Here is an 18,766-nt window from a genome sequence, read left to right as displayed (position 1 = left end):
TGCCATCCTTCCTCTGTTCCGGTTCTTTTTGCAAGGCTATCGTGCCGCCAACCATAGAGGAGACCGATCATGCAAGAGATGACGCATTACCTGAACGGCGAACACGTGAAGGGCACCTCCGGGCGCTTTGCCGACGTGATGAACCCCGCCACCGGCGAGGTGCAGGCCAAGGTGCCGCTCGCCAATGGCGATGAGCTGAACAAGGCCGTGGAATACGCCCAAGCCGCGCAGCCGAAATGGGCCGCCACCAACCCACAGCGCCGCGCGCGCGTGCTGATGAAATTCGTGGCCCTGCTGAACCGCGACATGGACAAGCTGGCCGAGGCGCTGAGCCGCGAACACGGCAAGACCCTGCCCGACGCCGCAGGTGACGTGCAGCGTGGCCTCGAAGTGGTGGAATACTGCATCGGCGCGCCGGAACTGCTGAAGGGTGACTTCACCGACAGCGCAGGCCCCGGCATCGACATGTACTCCATGCGCCAACCGCTGGGTGTCACCGCGGGCATCACACCCTTCAACTTCCCGGCCATGATCCCGATGTGGATGTTCGCCCCCGCCATCGCCTGCGGCAACGCTTTCATCCTGAAACCGTCCGAGCGTGACCCCTCCGTCCCGCTGATGCTGGCCGAACTTCTGGAAGAAGCCGGTCTGCCCAAGGGCATCATCCAGGTCGTCAACGGTGACAAAGAAGCGGTCGACGCGATCCTGCACCACGACGTGATCCAGTCCATTGGCTTCGTCGGCTCCACCCCGATCGCCGAGTACATCTACGCCACTGGCTGTGCCAACGGCAAACGCGTGCAGTGCTTCGGCGGCGCCAAGAACCACATGATCATCATGCCCGACGCCGACCTCGACCAGGCCGCCGACGCGCTGGTGGGTGCAGGCTACGGTGCCGCGGGCGAACGCTGCATGGCGATCTCGGTCGCCGTGCCGGTGGGCGAGGAGACCGCCGACCGCCTGATCGAAAAGCTGGTGCCGCGCATCGAAAAGCTGAAAGTGGGCCCCTACACCGCGGGCAACGATGTGGACTACGGCCCCGTGGTCACCGCCGCCGCCAAGGCCAACATCGAACGTCTGGTTCAGACCGGCATCGATCAGGGTGCGGAGCTTGTCGTCGACGGGCGCGACTTCAAACTGCAGGGCTACGAGAACGGTTACTTCGTCGGCCCGCACCTCTTCGACCGCGCGACCAAGGACATGGACATCTACCAGCAGGAAATCTTCGGCCCCGTGCTGACCTGCGTCCGCGCCAAGGACTACGAAGAGGCGCTTGGCCTTGCGATGGACCATGAATACGGCAACGGCACGGCGATCTTCACCCGTGACGGCGATGCGGCGCGGGACTTCGCCAACCGCATCAACATCGGCATGGTCGGTGTGAACGTGCCGATCCCGGTGCCGCTGGCTTACCACACCTTCGGCGGCTGGAAGAAATCCGTCTTCGGCGATTTGAACCAGCACGGCCCGGATGCGTTCAAGTTCTACACCCGCACCAAGACCGTCACGGCCCGTTGGCCGAGCGGCATCAAGGAGGGTGGCGAGTTCTCCATCCCCGTGATGGAGTAAATCATCACGCCGGCTGCCCCCGGGCAGTCGGCCTCAAAGAACGAGGCCAGCGCCATGCAAAAAGAATTCACCATCGGAATTGAAGAAGAATATCTTCTGGTCGACAAGGATTCACTGGCGCTGGCTGACACCCCCGAAGGGCTGATGGAGGATTGCCGCAAGGACCTCGGCGATCAGGTCAGCCCGGAACTGCTGCAATGCCAGATCGAGATCGGCAGCAAGCCCTGCAAGACCGTGGCCGAGGCCCGCGATGATCTGAAGCGTCTGCGCAGCACGATCTCCAAACATGCCGCCAAGCACAACCTGTCGCCCGTGGCCGTCTCCTGCCACCCCTTCTCGGATTGGAAGCACCAGCACACCACCGACAAGGAACGCTACGACCAGCTCGAAACCGAGCTGGGGGACGTGGCCCGGCGCATGCTGAGTTGCGGGATGCATGTCCATGTGGGGATCGATGGCGACGACCTGCGCGTCGACCTGATGCCACAGTTCTCCTACTTTCTCCCGCATCTGTTGGCGCTTTCGGCTTCCTCGCCCTACTGGCAAGGTGAAGACACCGGGCTGGCATCCTACCGACTTGCCGTGATGGAGAGCATGCCGCGCACCGGGCTGCCCCCGCTGCTGCACAGTTGGAGCGAATATGAGCGCAGCACCCAGACGCTCATCGACCTCCACATCATTCCGGACCAATCGAAAATCTGGTGGGACCTGCGGCCCTCGACCCATTACCCAACGCTGGAAAGCCGCATTTGCGATGTGCAGCCGCGCCTGTCGCATGCGCTTGGGCTGGCGGGTCTGACCCAGTCTATCGCGCGCTTCCTCCTGCGCCTGCGCGATAGCAACCTGCGCTGGCGTGAGTATGACCGTTTCCTGATCGAGGAAAACCGCTGGCGCGCGCAGCGCTACGGCGTGAACGAGACGCTGATCGACTTTGGCGGGCCGACCCTCAAACCCTTCGACCAACTGTTCGAAGAGATCATCGGCCTGATCGCCGAAGACGCTGAGGCGCTTGGCTGTTTGGACGAGGTCTGCGCCCTGCGCGATCTCGTCAAACAGGGCACCTCCGCCGACCGGCAGCGCAAAGTCTGGGCCGACGCCCCCGAGGGCAAAGGCGGCGAAGCGGTCGTGCGCCAGTTGATAGAGGAATACCACGCCGATCTGTGACGCTTGTTGCGGCTCCTTTCGGCTGATAGAATTAAACAAGTGTTCAGTTCCAAGGACACATGACTTCAGGGAGGAGCCGCGATGGATTTCGCATTGAACGAGGAACAGACCGCCATTTTCGACATGGCCCATGCCTTTGGGCAGGACAATATCGCCCCCCATGCCCATCAGTGGGAAAAGGACGGCACCATCCCCAAGGAGCTTTGGCCGCAGATCGGCGAGTTGGGCTTCGGCGGGCTTTACGTCTCCGAGGAAACCGGCGGCGCGGGGCTCACGCGCCTCGACGCCACGCTGGTCTTCGAGGCGCTCTCGATGGCCTGCCCCTCGGTCGCGGCGTTCCTCTCGATCCACAACATGTGCGCCAAGATGCTCGACACCTTTGCCAGTGACGAGATGAAAGCGTGCGTGATGCCCAAGGTGCTCACCATGGAGACGGTTCTGAGCTACTGCCTGACCGAGCCCGGCTCCGGCTCCGACGCCGCTGCGCTCAAGACCCGCTGCGAGCGCACCAACGAGGGCTATACCCTGAACGGCACCAAGGCCTTTATCTCGGGCGGCGGCTATTCGGATGCCTATGTCACCATGGTGCGCACCTCCGACGACGGCGCGCGCGGCGTCTCCACCGTCTATGTCGAGGACGGCACCCCGGGCCTCAGCTTCGGCGGTCTGGAAGACAAGATGGGTTGGCGGAGCCAGCCGACGGCGCTGGTGCAGTTCGACGATTGCAAGATCGGGGCCGAGAACCTTGTCGGCGAAGAGGGCAAGGGCTTCAAATACGCCATGGCGGGCCTTGACGGCGGGCGGCTCAATATCTCGGCCTGCTCGCTCGGTGCCGCGCAGACCGCGCTGAACAAGACGCTGGAATACATGGGCGACCGCAAGGCCTTTGGCCAGACCATCGACCAGTTCCAGGGGCTGCAGTTCCGCCTTGCCGACATGGAGATCGAGCTTCAGGCCGCCCGCACCTTCCTGCGTCAGGCGGCATGGAAGCTCGACACCGGCGCGCCGGACGCCACCAAGTTCTGCGCAATGGCCAAGAAATTCGTGACCGAGACCGGCAGCAAGGTTGTCGACCAGTGCCTGCAACTACACGGCGGCTACGGCTACCTTGCCGACTACGGCATCGAGAAGCTGGTCCGCGACCTGCGCGTGCACCAGATCCTTGAAGGCACCAATGAGATCATGCGCGTGATCGTAGCCCGCGACATGCTCAAGAACCGCTGAGGCCCCCATGAGTGACATCGACATCCGAAAAACGGGGCGCGCGGGCCGCATCACCCTGACCCGGCCCAAGGCGCTGAACGCGCTGAGCTACGACATGTGTATCGCCATTGAGAAGGCAATCGACGACTGGCGCGACGACCCCGAGGTTGCCGTAGTGGTGCTGGATGCCGAGGGTGAAAAAGCCTTCTGCGCCGGTGGTGACGTGGCGCAACTCTACCAAACCGGCAAGGACGGCGACTACGACTTCGCCCGGCAGTTCTGGTCCGATGAATACCGGCTCAACAACAAGCTGCATGGCTGCCCCAAGCCGGTGATCTCCTTCATGCAGGGCTTCACCATGGGCGGCGGCGTCGGCATCGGTTGCCACGGCTCGCACCGCGTCGTGGGCGAGACGAGCAAGATCGCCATGCCGGAATGCGGCATCGGACTGGTGCCAGACGTGGGCGGCACGCTGCTGCTGGCGCAGGCACCGGGGCGGATGGGCGAATACCTCGGCCTCACCGGGGCGCGCATGGGCCCGGCGGATGTGCTGCACGCAGGCTTTGCCGACTACTTCATCCCCGAGGACCAATGGCCCGAGCTAATCGCGCAACTGGAAGAGAACGGCGATCCCTTCACCCTCGACCGCGCGGCGACGACCCCGCCCCCATCCAAACTGGCCGAAGTTCAGGATGAGGTGGATCACCTTTTCGCCCCGGAGAATTTGGAAAAGATCGAAGCCACCTTTTCCATATCGGAAAGCGCCTTCGCCGCCGAGACGCTGAAGACCCTGCGCCGCAACTCCCCCCTGTCGATGGCCTGCACGCTGGAAATGCTCCGGCGTCTGCGCGGCCCGGGCATCGGCATGGTCCCGGCGCTGCAACAGGAATACCGCTTTACCGCGCGGTCACTGGAGAAAGGCGACTTCATCGAAGGCGTGCGCGCTGCGATCATCGAGAAGGATCGCAGCCCCAACTGGCAACATGCCGATTGGAACGTACCGCAGGCCGATGTCGAAGCCATGCTCGCCCCCTTGGGCGACAACGAATTGAAGTTGGAGGAAAATTCATGAGCAATCTCACAATCGGTTTCATCGGTCTGGGCAATATGGGCGGCCCGATGGCGGCCAACCTCGCCGCCGCGGGCCATACGGTGCGCGGCAATGACGTAGCTGGCACCACCGCCGAAGGGGTCACCGAAGCCAAGACCATCGCCGAAGCAGTCGCCGACGCCGATGTCGTCATCACCATGCTGCCCAATGGCGCGATCCTGCGCCAAGTCGCCGAAGAAGCTGTCGCCCATATGGCCCCCGGCGCGCTGCTGATCGACTGCTCCACCGTCGACGTGGAAAGCGCGCGTTTCGCGGCAGAGGCGGCGCAGAAAGCAGGGCTGCTCTTTGTCGACGCCCCCGTCTCCGGCGGCATCGGCGGGGCGCAGGGCGGCACGCTCACCTTTATGGCAGGCGGTGCGGAAGCGGCCTTCGAGAAGGCCAAACCGCTCTTCGACATCATGGGTCAAAAGGCCGTGCACTGCGGCGACGCGGGCGCAGGCCAAGCCGCAAAGATCTGCAACAACATGATCCTCGGCGCCACGATGATCGCCACTTGCGAAGCCTTCGCACTCGCCGACAAGCTGGGCCTCGATCGTGAGCGGATGTTCGACGTGGTCAGCACGTCCTCCGGCTACTCATGGTCAATGAACGCCTACTGCCCTGCCCCCGGCGTCGGTCCGCAGTCGCCCGCCGACAACGACTACAAACCGGGCTTCGCGGCGGAGTTGATGCTGAAAGACCTCGGCCTCGCGCAGCAAGCCGCTAAAATGGCCAATGCCGACACGCCCATGGGCGCGCTGGCGAAAGAGCTCTACACCCGCTTCGTCGAAGAGGGAGGCGGCAAGGGCAAAGATTTCTCTGCCATGCTACCTCGCTTCGAACAGCGCGGATATCAGGGCTAAGCCCCTAACATAACTGACACAGTGAAGTGGCGGCGGTTATTCCGCCGCCACTTTTGTTTCCTTGCGCAACATGGGCTTAAGGTACTTCCCCGTATAGCTCTCTGCCACTTCCGCGACCTTTTCGGGCGTACCCGTGGCCACAACACGGCCCCCGCCATCACCGCCCTCGGGGCCGATATCGATGATGTGATCCGCAGTTTTCACCACGTCGAGGTTATGCTCAATCACCACGACGGAGTTGCCTTGATCAACCAATTCATGCAGCACTTCCAAGAGCTTACGGACGTCTTCAAAATGCAAACCGGTGGTTGGCTCATCCAGAATGTAAAGCGTGCGCCCCGTCGAGCGTTTACTCAGCTCCTTGCTGAGTTTCACCCGCTGCGCCTCACCGCCCGAAAGCGTCGTGGCCTGTTGACCGACCTTGATATACCCAAGACCGACCCGCATCAGCGCATCCATCTTCTCACGGATCGACGGAACCGCGGCAAAGAAGTTCTGCGCATCTTCCACAGTCATATCAAGGACATCTGCGATGCTCTTGCCCTTGAACTTCACCTCTAGCGTCTCGCGGTTGTAGCGGGCACCCTTACAGGTCTCGCATTCCACATAGACGTCCGGCAGGAAATGCATCTCAATCTTGATGACCCCGTCGCCCTGACAGGCCTCGCAACGCCCCCCTTTGACATTGAAGGAGAAGCGCCCGGGCTTATAGCCGCGCTCCTTGGCCTCCGGCAGCCCGGCAAACCAGTCGCGGATTGGGGTGAAGGCCCCGGTGTAAGTCGCTGGATTAGAACGCGGAGTCCGCCCAATCGGGCGTTGGTCAATGTCGATGACCTTATCGAGATGCTCCAACCCTTTGATCGTTTGACACGGCGCAGGCGTCTGTCGCGCACCATTCAGATTCATCGAAGCGGTCTTGAACAGCGTCTCAATCGTCAGGGTCGATTTACCACCCCCTGACACGCCCGTCACGCAGACGAATTTCCCCAGCGGAAAGTCCACCGTCACATTCTGCAAGTTGTTGCCGGTGGCCTTTACCACCTGCAACTTCTTCTTATTCCCCTTGCGCCGCTTCGCCGGGACGGAGATTTCGCGAACGCCGGTAAGGTATTGACCCGTGACAGAATTCGGATCGGCTGCAACCTCTTGCGGCGTGCCATGGCTGATAACCTGCCCGCCGTGCACCCCGGCCCCCGGCCCAATATCAAAGACGTAATCCGCCTCGCGGATGGCCTCCTCATCGTGCTCAACCACGATCACAGTGTTCCCCTGATCGCGCAGGTTCTTCAGTGTATCGAGGAGACGGTCATTGTCGCGCTGGTGCAGACCAATCGACGGCTCATCAAGAACATAGAGAACGCCCGTCAACCCCGAGCCGATCTGGCTCGCCAAACGAATGCGCTGACTCTCACCACCACTTAAAGTACCGCTTGAACGTGACATCGTAAGGTACTCAAGACCAACGTTATTAAGGAAGCCGAGACGCTCCCGGATTTCCTTCAAAATGGCCCGGGCAATCTCGTTCTTCTGATCGGTCAAATGGTCTGGCACCGTCTTGCACCAGTCGAAAGCCTCGCGGATCGACATCTCGACCACTTTGCCGATATGCAGCAATTCATCTTCACCGCCGTCCCGGGGGCCAATCCGCACCGCCAGCGCTTCGGGCCGCAGGCGATAGCCGCCGCAAGTACCACAGGGGCGGTTATTCTGATAGCGTTCGAACTCCTCGCGCACCCAATTACTATCGGTTTCGCGGTAGCGCCGCTGCATGTTGGGAATGACCCCTTCGAACACCCGCTTCACCTCATAGACGCGACCGCCCTCGTCATAGCGGAAGGTGATCTCCTCCTTACCGGAGCCGTGGAGGAAGACGTTCTGCACCTTCTCAGGGAGGTCTTTCCAGCGCGTCTTCTGGTCAAAATTGTAATGTTTCGCAATGGCTTCGATGGTCTGCTTAAAGTAAGGTGACTTCCCCTTACGCCAGGGCGCCAGCGCCCCATCATAGATCTTTAGGTTTTGATCTGGCACCACCAAACGTTCGTCGAAGAAAAGCTCGACGCCAAGGCCGTCGCAAGACGGGCAAGCCCCAAAAGGTGCGTTGAAAGAGAACAGACGCGGCTCAATCTCGGGGATGGTGAAGCCACTGACGGGACAGGCGAATTTCTCGGAGAACGTGTGGCGTTCTGCCTCTCCTTCGCTGGGGGCCGTTTCCAGCACAGCGATCCCGTCGGCAAGGTCGAGCGCGGTGCGGAGCGAGTCCGCAAGCCGCGTTTCCAAACCTTCGCGCACCACGATCCGGTCGACGACGACGTCGATGTCATGACGGAATTTCTTATCCAAGGTCGGCGGCTCATCCAGATCGTAGAAGTCGCCATTTACCTTGACCCGCTGGAAGCCCTGCTTGCGCAACTCAATAAATTCCTTGCGGTATTCACCCTTGCGGTCGCGGATGATGGGGGCCAGCAGATAGGCCCGCGTGCCCTCTTCCATCGTCATGATCCGGTCGACCATGTCCTGCACCTGCTGGGCCTCGATCGGCTTGCCCGTGGCGGGGCTATAGGGCGTGCCGACGCGGGCGAAGAGCAGACGCAGGTAGTCGTAGATCTCGGTCACAGTGCCGACGGTCGACCTCGGGTTCTTCGACGTGGTTTTTTGCTCGATCGAGATGGCGGGGCTGAGGCCGGAGATGTGATCCACATCCGGCTTTTGCATCATATCAAGGAACTGCCGCGCATAGGCCGAGAGCGATTCCACATAGCGCCGCTGCCCTTCGGCATAGATCGTGTCGAAGGCAAGGCTCGACTTGCCGGAACCAGAAAGCCCGGTGATTACAACCAGTTGGTCCCGTGGAATATCCACGTCGATGTTCTTCAAATTGTGCTCGCGCGCGCCGCGCACTTCAATATTCTTCAGCTCAGCCATCACATGCCCCTCTTAACGATTTGTACATAGGTGCTGATGCAGTGTTTTCCAACGGAAAAGTAAGAACTAAACAGGAACACGTTGCCTGCGACGTCGGGCCGCACCGAGGAGGAGATGTGCCACAAGCCCCATAACGAAAGCCCCGCCCGCAAGTAGCGGCAGCGCCGCACCGCCGAAGCTTGCCAGGCCGAAGGCCATGACCGGCGTGCCAAGGCTGTTGCCGAGGTTGCCCATCTGCGCCACCGCGCCGTTGGCCTGTGCCTGCGCGGCGGGGCCGGTATTCAGCTGTGCCACAGCGGTGAAACTTGCCCCTTGGATCAGCCCCATAGCCCCTGCAAGCGCCAGACAGGCCAGCGGGGTGCCGGGGGCGAGCCAGAGCCAAACCATGGAAAGGGCCGAGAGGCCAAAGCCCGTTTGCACGACGTAGACCGCTGGCAGGCCGCGCAGCAGCGCCACGCCAATGGTCATTGACACCGCGATACTGGTGAGCGGCATGGCTGCCATGGTGACCGCCCGCCATGCCTCGGGGAGGTAGGGCGGCAAGACAGTGAGGATGGAGACGAAGCTGAATGTATAGAATAGCCAACCCGCCGCCGGGGCAGAGAGGAAGGGTGACCGGTAGATCGCAAGGTGATCGCGGAGTATCTGCGGCAGGGAGAAGGGCGGCTGCGCGCCCTCCTCCGGCAAGCTGCGCAGACTGGTGGAGAGCACCAGCGCGCAGCCCGCCATATAGACCGCGTGAACGGCGAAGAGCGCTGGCACACCCCAGTTCAATGCGAGCGGGCGGCCGAAAAGCGTCAGGACCGCGAAGGCGACGCCAAAGAAGGTGCCCCAGAGGGTCAGGGTAAACCCGCGGTCTTTCACAGCGCTAAGCTGCGCGATGAGGGTCGGCGCGGCGACGACGATGGCCAGGTGCGACAGCCCTTCGACGACGCGGCTGGCCAGCATCCAACCAAAGCCCGGCAAGAACGCCTGAAAAGCCGACACGGCCGCGCCAAGCCAAAGGGCGAAGAGGAGCGCGCGGCGATAGCGGACCCGGGCGACCACCAGCCCCGCCACGACACCAAGGAGGATACCGACACCGCCCACCAAGGAGACCAAGAACCCAAGTGCCGCCCCGGCCTGCGGGTAGATATCCGGCAGCAGGTCGAAGATGACGCTCATCTTGCCATATTGCGCCGCCGCCCCCAGCCCCGCGGCCCAAAGCGCAAAGACGCGCAGAAAGGAGGTGTGTTCAGCCATCTGCCCTCAAGCCTTCTGGGCCAGCGCCCAAGCGCAGAGCGGCATCTCGGGGTCGTTGGTCAGATCATCTGTGGCCTTGTCGAAAGCCGGGGGCCAGTCGGGTTCTAGATTGAGTGCGGCGGCGGCACGGTTGCCCCATTGTTTGGCGGTGATCCGGTGCGTGTCGAACCCGGCCTCGATCAGCAGGTTCTTCAGGCCCCGGGCGGACCAACGGGAGTTGTCATTTGGGGCGGCATGAAAGGGGATGAAAAACGGCACGGCGATCCAGAAATATCCGCCCGGCCTGAGCATCTGTTGAACATGGCCCAGTGCCGTATAAGGCCGGTCGAGATGCTCCCAAACCTGATTGGCGAGGATCAGATCGAACTGCCGCACGGCACCGCTCGCCGGATCGGTGAAGGGACCTGCGCAGATGTCATAGGTTGGATAGACGAACTGGGTGTAGCTCTTGAACGTGAACCGTTTGCCGAACTTGCCGGAGATTTCGGCGGCGTCCAGCGTTTCAGGGGTCAAACGGTCAATCATCCGGCGGGTGCTGCGGTGCATGACGACACGGTTTAGGCTGACCACGACATGGCTCCCGACGGTTTGGCCGAAGTACGGCGGGGCGAGGCGCGTTGGGCGCGCCCCGCCCCGTCGCGCTTTACATATGAATCACGCGGTCGAAAGCGTCGAGGACGGATTCATGCATCATCTCGCTGAGCGTCGGATGCGGGAAGACGGTGTTCATCAGGTCTTCTTCCGTGGTCTCCAACTGGCGGCCCACGACATAACCTTGGATCAGTTCCGTCACCTCGGCCCCGACCATATGCGCGCCCAGAAGCTCGCCGGTCTTGGCGTCGAAGATGGTTTTCACCAGCCCCTCAGGCTCCCCCAAGGCCACGGCCTTGCCATTGCCGATGAAGGGGAAACGCCCGACCTTAATGTCATAGCCCTGCTCTTTGGCCTTCGCCTCGGTCAGGCCGACGGAGGCGACTTGGGGGTGGCAATAGGTGCAGCCGGCGATGCTTTCGGGTTTGACGGGATGGGGTTTCTGGCCCGCGATCAGCTCAGCCACCATGACGCCCTCGTGGCTGGCCTTATGCGCAAGCCAGGGCGCGCCCGCGATGTCGCCAATGGCAAAGAGCCCATCGATCCCGGTGCGGCAATATTCATCCGTTACGACATGGGTGCGGTCAACCTTGACGCCAAGCTCTTCCAGCCCCAGCCCTTCGGTATTACCGACGATGCCAACGGCTGAGATCACGGTGTCGAACTCAAGCTTCTCGACCTTGCCGTCCCGTTCGATATGGGCGGTGACCTTATCCTCGGCACGGTCGAGTTTCTTGACCGTGGCCTTTTGCATGATGGTCATGCCCTGTTTTTCGAATGCCTTTTTGGCGAATTTCGAAATCTCTTCGTCTTCGACCGGCAGCACGCGGTCCATCACCTCGACCACGGTCGTGTCGGCGCCAAGGGTGTTGTAAAAGCTCGCAAATTCGATGCCGATGGCACCGGACCCGATGACCAGAAGTTTCTTGGGGTCGTGCACAGGTTGCAGGGCGTGGCGGTAGGTCCAGACGCGCTTGCCGTCCGCCTCTAGCCCCGGCAATTCGCGGGCGCGGGCACCAGTGGCCAGCACGATGTTCTTGGCCGTCAGCTCCTCGCTGCCCTTGTCAGTCTTGGCGGCGACCTTTCCCTTCGCGGGGATCGAAGCCTCGCCCATGAAGACATCGACCTTGTTTTTCTTCAGCAGGTGTTTGACCCCGCCTTCCATCTGCTTGGCAACGCCGCGCGAGCGTTTGACCACGGCGGCAAGATCATAGTCGATCTTATCCGCAGCCAGACCGAAGTCCTTGGCCCGGTGCATCAGGTGGAACACTTCGGCAGAGCGCAGCAGCGCCTTGGTGGGGATGCAGCCCCAGTTCAGGCAGATGCCGCCGAGGTTCTCCCGTTCGACCACCGCGACCTTTAGGCCAAGCTGTGCGCCGCGGATCGCAGCGACATAGCCGCCCGGCCCCGCACCGATCACGATCAGATCAAAGGATTTGGCAGCCATGGCAAGGACCTCGCGTTAGGGTTTGCAAATATAGTTTACCGCTAAACCATATTTGCAATCGCCACAACCACGCGTGTTGCCCCGGCCCGCCGAAGGCTCAGGCCGCTTGAAGTTCCGCGCGCAGATCCTTGACCGTCCGGCCATAGCCGCCCGCGTCGAGATAGGAGGTCTCCTGCGCGGTGAAACTGCGTGACAGCGCCTTATTGCGATAGGGAAAACGGCCAAACTGGCGGATCACTTCACGGTGGGCGCGGGCATGCAACAGGTTGCTGCCGTCGCTTTTCGGCATCCGCTCGCACATCAGACGCACGCAGCGGTCCTGATCGCAGAGGTTCTCGGAATGCATCAGCGGCAGGTAGAAGAACTGCCGCGCGGGCGCCTCAACGCGCATGTCCCAGCCTTTTTCGATCGCCAGTTTTGCCGCCGCCAGCGCGATACGGTCGCTGGAAAACGCCTTGCCCGTGTCGCGGAACATGTTGCGCGGGAATTGATCGGTCAGGATCAAAAACGCCAGCGCATCGGTGGGATTGGTCAGCCAGTGGTTCAGCTTGCCCGCTTGCGCCTCATCCCAAAGCCCCTCGAACCGCGCGCGGATATCGGCATCCAACGTTTCAGAACTGTTGTACCAGCCGGCCTGACCTACGTCTTCGAGCCAGAAATTCAGTACATCCTGGGGTTCTGCATTTGTGGCAGCCATCCAGCACACTCCTTTGCCGCAATCTGGGCGTTTCGTTAAAGTTAAGAACGTCTTACCGCAAAAGCCTAGTCACGTTTTATGTCATCCGCGACATCGTTATCGCTATCAGGGGCGTTTTTCTCTGCTTCGGCGTTTTCTTGGGCAGCCTCTTCGGCGGCTTCCTGTTCCGTTTCAATGATATATTCCTGCGCGATCTCCACGGCCACGGCAGTCGCTGAGGGGTAGATCGGCACGTAGTTGCCCGTCTCATCGACCGGTACCGCGGCCCGCTGTGTCTTACGATAGGAGGCATAGGCGGCCAGAGCGGCGAAAAGCACGGCGGTGAACAGATAAAAGCCCCCCGGCCCGAGCGCCGTGCCCATCATCCAACCGGTGATCACCGGACCCAGAACCGCGCCCAAGCCGTTGATAAATATCATCCCACCCGAGGCCGAGGCCATGTCCTCATGCTCAAGAAAGTCGTTGGTGTGGGCCATGAGCAGCGAGTAGAGCGGGTTCGACATGCCGCCCACCAGAAAGGCCGTGGCCAGCAGAATCGGGAAGATATGGCCCAGCGTCATCCCGATGACCGAGCCGATACCGCCGAGCGTGGCAACGATGACGATCAGGCTGCGGCGGTCCATGCGGTCCGAGATCCAGCCGATGGGGTATTGGAGGATCACGGAGCCGACGAAGAACATGGCCACGAAAAGTGAAATCTGCCCGACACTCAGCCCGGCCTCGGCGCCGTAAACCGCCGCCATGCCGAATTGCGCCGAGAAGACGCCGCCGAGAAGAAACATGCCGACACAGCCCAGCGGCGAGAAATCCATCAACTCGCGCAGGCTCATCGGTTTGGTGGTGTCGAAAGGCGGTGTCGGGCTGATCGACAGAAGGATCGGGGTCACCGCGATGCTCACCAGCACCGAGGGGATGACGAAGAGCACGAAGCCCGAGGGATCGGCGGTCAGCAAGAGCGCCTGCGCGATCACGATGCCCAGCGTTTGCACGATCATATAGGCCGAGAGCGCCTGCCCTCGGTTTTCGTTCGTGGCGGCGTTGTTGAGCCAGCTTTCCGCTGTGACGTAGACGGCGGAGAAGCAGAAGCCGATCAGCACCCGGCCCAGCGACCAGACGATGGTGTTTGGAAATGTCGGATAGATGATCATCACCGCCGAGATCAGCGAGGCCAATGCCGCGAAGACCCGCACGTGGCCCACCCGCCGGATCATCCCCGGCGCCATGCGCGATCCGCCAAGGAAGCCCACGAAATAGGCCGACATGACGATCGACATCTGGAAGGTTGAAAACCCTTCGATGCCGCCACGGATACCCAGCAGCGTGCCTTGCATGCCGTTGCCGACCATCAACAGGCACATGCCCAGCAAAAGCGCCCATGCGCTTGAAACCACTTGAATCATCAGTCAATTCCTTGTTCGCCCAAGCCCTCCCATGGACGGCAATCGCAGGCTAGTCACCCCCTGGTGCGACATTCAAGCGGGTTTTTGCGCCTCGGGCAGCAGAAGGGAAGAGTCCCCATAGGAGAAAAAGCGGTACTTCTCGCCGATGGCATGGGCATAGATGTCTTTCACCCGCTGCACCCCCATGAGGGCCGAAACCAGCATCATCAGCGTGGATTTGGGCAGGTGGAAATTCGTCATCAGACCGTCGGTGACGTTGAACTGGAACCCGGGCGTGATGAAAATGTCGGTATCCCCTTCCCAGGCGGTGATCTCACCCTCGCGCGCCGCCGTCTCAATCAGGCGCAGGGCGGTGGTGCCCACGGGGATCACGCGCCCTCCGGCGGCGCGGGTGGCGGCAATCTCTTCAGCGGCCTTTGCGCTAACCCGGCCCCATTCGGCGTGCATCTTGTGTTCCGAGATGTCGTCGACCTTGACCGGCAGGAAGGTGCCCGCGCCGACATGCAGGGTGACATGGCTAAAACTCACGCCCTTCGCGGCCAGTGCTTCAAGCAGCGGCTCGTCGAAATGTAGCGAGGCCGTAGGCGCCGCGACCGCGCCCGCGTGGCGAGCAAAGACGGTTTGGTAATCGGTCATGTCCTGCGCATCAGCGGCACGTTTGGCGGCGATATAGGGCGGCAGCGGCATCGCCCCCGCGGCATTGAGCGCCGCGTCGAAATCATCGCCCGCGCAGTTGAACCGCAGATGCCCCTGCCCGTCTTCCACTGCTTCCAACGTGGCGCGCAGATCATCGGAAAAGACGACCTCTTCGCCGATCTTCAGCTTGCGCAGCGGCTTGATCAGCGCCGACCAAGTGCCGTTCCCGCGCGGCTCCAGCAGGGTGACTTCGATCTTGGCCTGCACCGCCCCTTGGGCCGAGGTGCGGTGGCGAATGCCGCTCAGCCGTGCGGGGATCACGCGGGTATCGTTCAGCACCAATCGGTCGCCGGGGCCCAGCCAGTCGGTCAGGTCGGTCACGCGCCGGTCGTGCAGAGCGTCGCCCTCGGCCACCAGCAACCGCGCGGAAGAGCGCGGGTTGGCGGGACGTGTGGCGATCAGGGTCTCAGGCAGGTCGAAATCGAAATCGGAAAGCTTCATCGGCGCGGCTCCGGGTCTGGCGGCAGGGTCGCTTCGGCGCTTAGCGTTCCTCCGGCACCCGGGCAACCGGATTCGCTTGGCCCTGCACCTGTGGCGGCTGGGGCGGCGGGCGGCGGAACAGCTCGCGGAACATGCCAGGGGTGAGTGCCGAGAGCGGATTGACCGAAACGCTGGGCTCTTTCGCGGCCCCCGTGAGCCGGTAGTTGAACCCGATCAGCCCCTCGCCCTTGCGGGTAAAGAGCGACCCGATCCCGTTGAACATATAGACCGGAGAGATCACGCCCTGCATGTCGATCAACCCGCTGTCGAGCGCATAGACCCCATCCATCGACAGGCCCAAGGAAGCGCCCACGGCGCTGGCCTCGGTCAGGGTCAATCGGTTCGGGGTCAGGCGAAAGTTTGCCTCCACATCGTCAAAGTAAATCCCGTCGCCGTTGAGTTCATTGATCAACCCGACGACCGAGATGGCATTGACCAGCGCCGCGATCCCCGGCGCGTCCTGAATAGCGACGTCACTGACCGTGAGCTGCCCGTCAAAGGCACCGCCCGAGCCGACCGGCAGCAGGGTGAGCGACAGGTTGCCCCCGACCACCTGTTTCACCAACCCGGCCGAGCGCAGAACCCCGCCCGCGTCGTCCGAGACCACGCGCACCGCACTGCGCCCCGCTTGGGGCAGCACCCGCCCCTGCACCGGCGTGCCGCCATTGAGCCGGGCGGTAAAGGCGCCGTCCATCCCCTTGGCGGTGTCGAATGTGCCCGAAAGATCGGTTAGGTAAATCGTGTCGGTGATCTGCAACCGGTCCAGCGCCACGCGCATCGGCGGCCCAGCTTGCCCCTCGGCCCCGCCGAACTCGGCCCGGCGCATGTCGAGCGTGCCGCCGCCCAGCACCACCTGCACTGGGTTGCCCTTGCCCTGCCCGATCAGTTGCAACGGGATATCCAGCCAGTCGCCCCGCCGCAGCCGGTCGATCCGCACCCGGTCCAATGCGCCGCCGGGGGCAAGGTCGATGGAGCCCGCCACCCGCAGCCCCGGCGCGTTCAATTGAAAGGCGTCGATATTCGGCGTCTCGCCCAAACGCCCCGCCAATCGCAACTCGCCCTTGGTGCCCGGCGCCTTGCTCCATGACAGTTGCGGGACGGAGACGCCCAAACCCGCCAGATCGCTTTGCAACGTGAAGCGCGGCGCTTCGCCTTTTTTGAGGTCCACGGCAATCCGCCCGCGTCCCTCGCCACGAAGGCTGCCGGGGGGCAGTGCCACGCCAAAGGCTTCGAGCCCCGCCGGGGTCAGCGCCACCTGCGCGGTCAGGCGGCTTTCATCCGAGCCGGGGCCGATCGCCTGCGACCATTCCCCGTCGAAGCCCACCCCGTCGATACGCCCTTCACCGCCGATGGTGATACGATCATTGCTCGCGGTAATGGCCAGCCTGTTGGCCTGAAGGCTGCGGTCTTTCACCAGCGTATCGGTCGAGAGCGCCAGCAAATCCCCCGCAAAGTGATAGCGCACGTCTTCGGGCTTGCCGCCCTTTTTCAACGGCAGCGCCAGCGTACCTTTCAACACCGCCTCCCCATCCGCGAGCGTCACAGGCAGCCCTGCCTTGTCCATCACCCGCATCGGCGGCTGATTGAGCAGCGACAGCGCCGCGGTCAGGGTGGAGCGGGTGTTGAGCCGGATCACCGAGGGGCTGCCGTCTTTCACCCGCACGTCGGGAATGATGAAGGACGAGCCATCCAGTGTCACCGCCCCGCCCTGCGGCGCGATGACCTCGCCCGCGTCCACCGTGACGACAAGGCGGTTGTCGAGCAGGCTCATATGGCCGCTGCCGTCAGTGATATGCGGCAAGGTTTTGAGAAACCGGACCTCGGCCCCGGCATAGTCAAAGGCCACATAGGTCTGCGGCGCCTGCCCCGGCGCCATGCGCAGCGCCAGATCGAGGTTGCGCATCCGGCCCGCGTGAAGGTTCTCATGCAGCCATTTGCGGGTCTTGGGCTTCACCCCCTCGGGCCAGAGCGCCAGAAGGCGTTCGGGGCTGAGCCGGTCCATCCGCCCATCGAGGGACAGGTTCCAGCCCTCAGGCTCGGCCACCAGCGCACCATCAAGGCGCAGGTTGCGGCCCTGATCGCTGATCTCCAGACGGCCCAGTTTCAGGTGAAACGGATTAAGGCTGAGTTCAAAGTCGATATCCGCCTGATCCAAGGCCACCGTCTCGGGGTAGACTTCCGCCGGATTGGCCCGCAGGTCGCGCAGGCTGAACTGCCCCACCATCCGCCCCGGAATGCCGCCCGTGACATCGCCCAGTTGCGAACTGCCGGTGATATTGCCCGAGACCCAAGGGCTGTCGAGCGACATCTCGTCAAAGCGCAACAGCTGGCGCGCGGGGTCGTAGCTGAAATAGCTCTGCGCCCCATCGAAGGGGATCGGCTTGGTCTGCGGATTAGGCTGCAAGACGCCCTTGCCGATCTGCAAAGAGGCGTTGATCGGTGCGAAACGGCCCGCGCTGTCGATGCCGCTGCGCACCGCGCCCGAGATATTGGTCCGCAGCACTTCGAGCCACGAAAAGGCAGGCCCCTGCGCCGCGATGTCGCGTGCATCGACCCCGTCGAACGTGACGCCAAAGGTCGCGGCACTCTCACCGATTTGGCTGCTGTAATTGGCGGTGAGCGTGGCCACCCCCGCGCCCCCGCTGAGCACCGCGAGGTCCGCCGAGAGGTCAAGCGCGTCACCAATGCGCGACAGGCGCAGCCGCCCGCCATCTCCGGTCCAAGCGCGACCCGCGCGGGCATCCTCGAACCGCAGCGTCAGCGCGCGCAGCTCGACCGAGCGGAGGGCGGAAAGCGCGGGGGCGGCCAGCACCTCGTCGATCTGGCCGATGAGTTGCGGCAGGGTCGCCGCCTCCCGCTCGGGTGGCGCAATCCCGGCCCCGGCGCTCAGGCTCACCCGGCCATCCGCCCCGCGGCGCAGATTTGCCACCACGCCCGAAAGCGAAATCGCCCGGGGCTGCGCCACACCGCGCAGCAGGGACCGCATCGACAGGCTGGCCTTGAACTCATTGAAACTGACGATCTCATCGCCCTCGGGCGTGGTGACAAAGATGTCTTGCAAACGCACGCGGGGGCGCCATCCCTCGTCGACGACGAATTCCATCGCACCGAAGTCCACCCGCGCCTGTGGCAGGGCGCTCGCGATCCGCGCCTCGATCCGTGTCTGCACCCAAAGCGGCGCCGGGATCGGACGCCCGGTGAAATAGACCGCCGCCCCGGTGGCCAGCGCCGCCAAGAGCACCAGCACCACAGCCGAGACGATCCCCGCGCGGCGGCGCGACCGGCGGCGCGGCGGCCCTTCGCCATCTGGCGCAGGGGGGCTGGAAGGGGACGGGTCGCGCATCGTGCTCCGGTTCGACTGGGGCGGCTTTCTGGGGCGGCTTTGACGTTGTCAAATCAGAT

General features: G+C 62.9%; 13 protein-coding genes. 5 read left to right on the top strand and 8 right to left on the bottom strand.

Translation table 11 applies throughout. The features are described 5' to 3' along the window. Nucleotides 1–69 precede the first annotated feature (69 nt). The 5 genes from ACGYLO_RS14845 to mmsB all read left to right on the top strand — a co-directional run bounded on the left by ACGYLO_RS14845 (nucleotide 70) and on the right by mmsB (nucleotide 5,889). Nucleotides 70–1,569, top strand: coding sequence for a CoA-acylating methylmalonate-semialdehyde dehydrogenase (locus tag ACGYLO_RS14845; RefSeq protein WP_067265442.1), 1,500 nt, complete (start codon nucleotides 70–72; stop codon nucleotides 1,567–1,569). Nucleotides 1,570–1,623: 54 nt separating this feature from the next. Next, a complete protein-coding gene (locus ACGYLO_RS14840; RefSeq protein ID WP_271687085.1) occupies nucleotides 1,624–2,733 on the top strand; it encodes a carboxylate-amine ligase in 1,110 nt (369 codons plus the stop codon). Nucleotides 2,734–2,814: 81 nt separating this feature from the next. Then, nucleotides 2,815–3,957, top strand: a complete 1,143-nt coding sequence (locus ACGYLO_RS14835) for an acyl-CoA dehydrogenase family protein (protein WP_276154419.1) — start codon at nucleotides 2,815–2,817, stop codon at nucleotides 3,955–3,957. Nucleotides 3,958–3,964: 7 nt separating this feature from the next. Next, nucleotides 3,965–5,008: an enoyl-CoA hydratase/isomerase family protein gene (locus ACGYLO_RS14830; RefSeq protein WP_271687082.1), complete on the top strand. Its 1,044-nt coding sequence runs from the start codon at nucleotides 3,965–3,967 to the stop codon at nucleotides 5,006–5,008. Next, nucleotides 5,005–5,889 carry a 3-hydroxyisobutyrate dehydrogenase gene (gene mmsB, locus ACGYLO_RS14825; protein ID WP_271687081.1) on the top strand — a complete coding sequence of 295 codons (885 nt, stop codon included), beginning with the start codon at nucleotides 5,005–5,007 and terminating at the stop codon, nucleotides 5,887–5,889. The genes ACGYLO_RS14830 and mmsB overlap by 4 nt, the downstream gene beginning before the upstream one ends. A 36-nt stretch (nucleotides 5,890–5,925) precedes the next feature. Here mmsB and uvrA read toward each other — a convergent pair whose 3' ends face one another. The 8 genes from uvrA to ACGYLO_RS14785 all read right to left on the bottom strand — a co-directional run bounded on the left by uvrA (nucleotide 5,926) and on the right by ACGYLO_RS14785 (nucleotide 18,707). Next, a complete protein-coding gene (gene uvrA, locus ACGYLO_RS14820) occupies nucleotides 5,926–8,811 on the bottom strand; it encodes an excinuclease ABC subunit UvrA (protein ID WP_271687080.1) in 2,886 nt (961 codons plus the stop codon). 66 nt (nucleotides 8,812–8,877) lie between these two features. Beyond that, nucleotides 8,878–10,053, bottom strand: a complete 1,176-nt coding sequence (locus ACGYLO_RS14815) for an MFS transporter (RefSeq protein ID WP_271687079.1) — start codon at nucleotides 10,051–10,053, stop codon at nucleotides 8,878–8,880. Nucleotides 10,054–10,059: 6 nt separating this feature from the next. Further along, complete coding sequence (locus ACGYLO_RS14810) at nucleotides 10,060–10,623, bottom strand: methyltransferase domain-containing protein (protein ID WP_271687077.1); 564 nt, start codon at nucleotides 10,621–10,623, stop codon at nucleotides 10,060–10,062. A 73-nt stretch (nucleotides 10,624–10,696) separates the two neighbouring features. Continuing rightward, entirely contained in the window at nucleotides 10,697–12,091 is a 1,395-nt protein-coding gene (lpdA, locus tag ACGYLO_RS14805; RefSeq protein ID WP_271687076.1) for a dihydrolipoyl dehydrogenase, read from the bottom strand. 97 nt (nucleotides 12,092–12,188) lie between these two features. Continuing rightward, a complete protein-coding gene (locus ACGYLO_RS14800; RefSeq protein ID WP_271687075.1) occupies nucleotides 12,189–12,788 on the bottom strand; it encodes a DUF924 family protein in 600 nt (199 codons plus the stop codon). A 65-nt stretch (nucleotides 12,789–12,853) separates the two neighbouring features. After that, nucleotides 12,854–14,188, bottom strand: a complete 1,335-nt coding sequence (locus ACGYLO_RS14795) for an MFS transporter (protein ID WP_271687074.1) — start codon at nucleotides 14,186–14,188, stop codon at nucleotides 12,854–12,856. A 72-nt stretch (nucleotides 14,189–14,260) separates the two neighbouring features. Then, entirely contained in the window at nucleotides 14,261–15,325 is a 1,065-nt protein-coding gene (queA, locus tag ACGYLO_RS14790; protein ID WP_271689907.1) for a tRNA preQ1(34) S-adenosylmethionine ribosyltransferase-isomerase QueA, read from the bottom strand. 40 nt (nucleotides 15,326–15,365) lie between these two features. Continuing rightward, nucleotides 15,366–18,707 carry a DUF3971 domain-containing protein gene (locus ACGYLO_RS14785; protein ID WP_271689906.1) on the bottom strand — a complete coding sequence of 1,114 codons (3,342 nt, stop codon included), beginning with the start codon at nucleotides 18,705–18,707 and terminating at the stop codon, nucleotides 15,366–15,368. Nucleotides 18,708–18,766: the final 59 nt, after the last annotated feature.

This window comes from Sulfitobacter sp. 1A13353, from assembly GCF_043557255.1.
GTDB classification, from domain to species: Bacteria; Pseudomonadota; Alphaproteobacteria; order Rhodobacterales; family Rhodobacteraceae; genus Sulfitobacter; species Sulfitobacter faviae.
The sequence above is the reverse complement of the archived record's forward strand: the minus strand, read 5'-3'. Positions and strand labels throughout refer to the sequence as shown.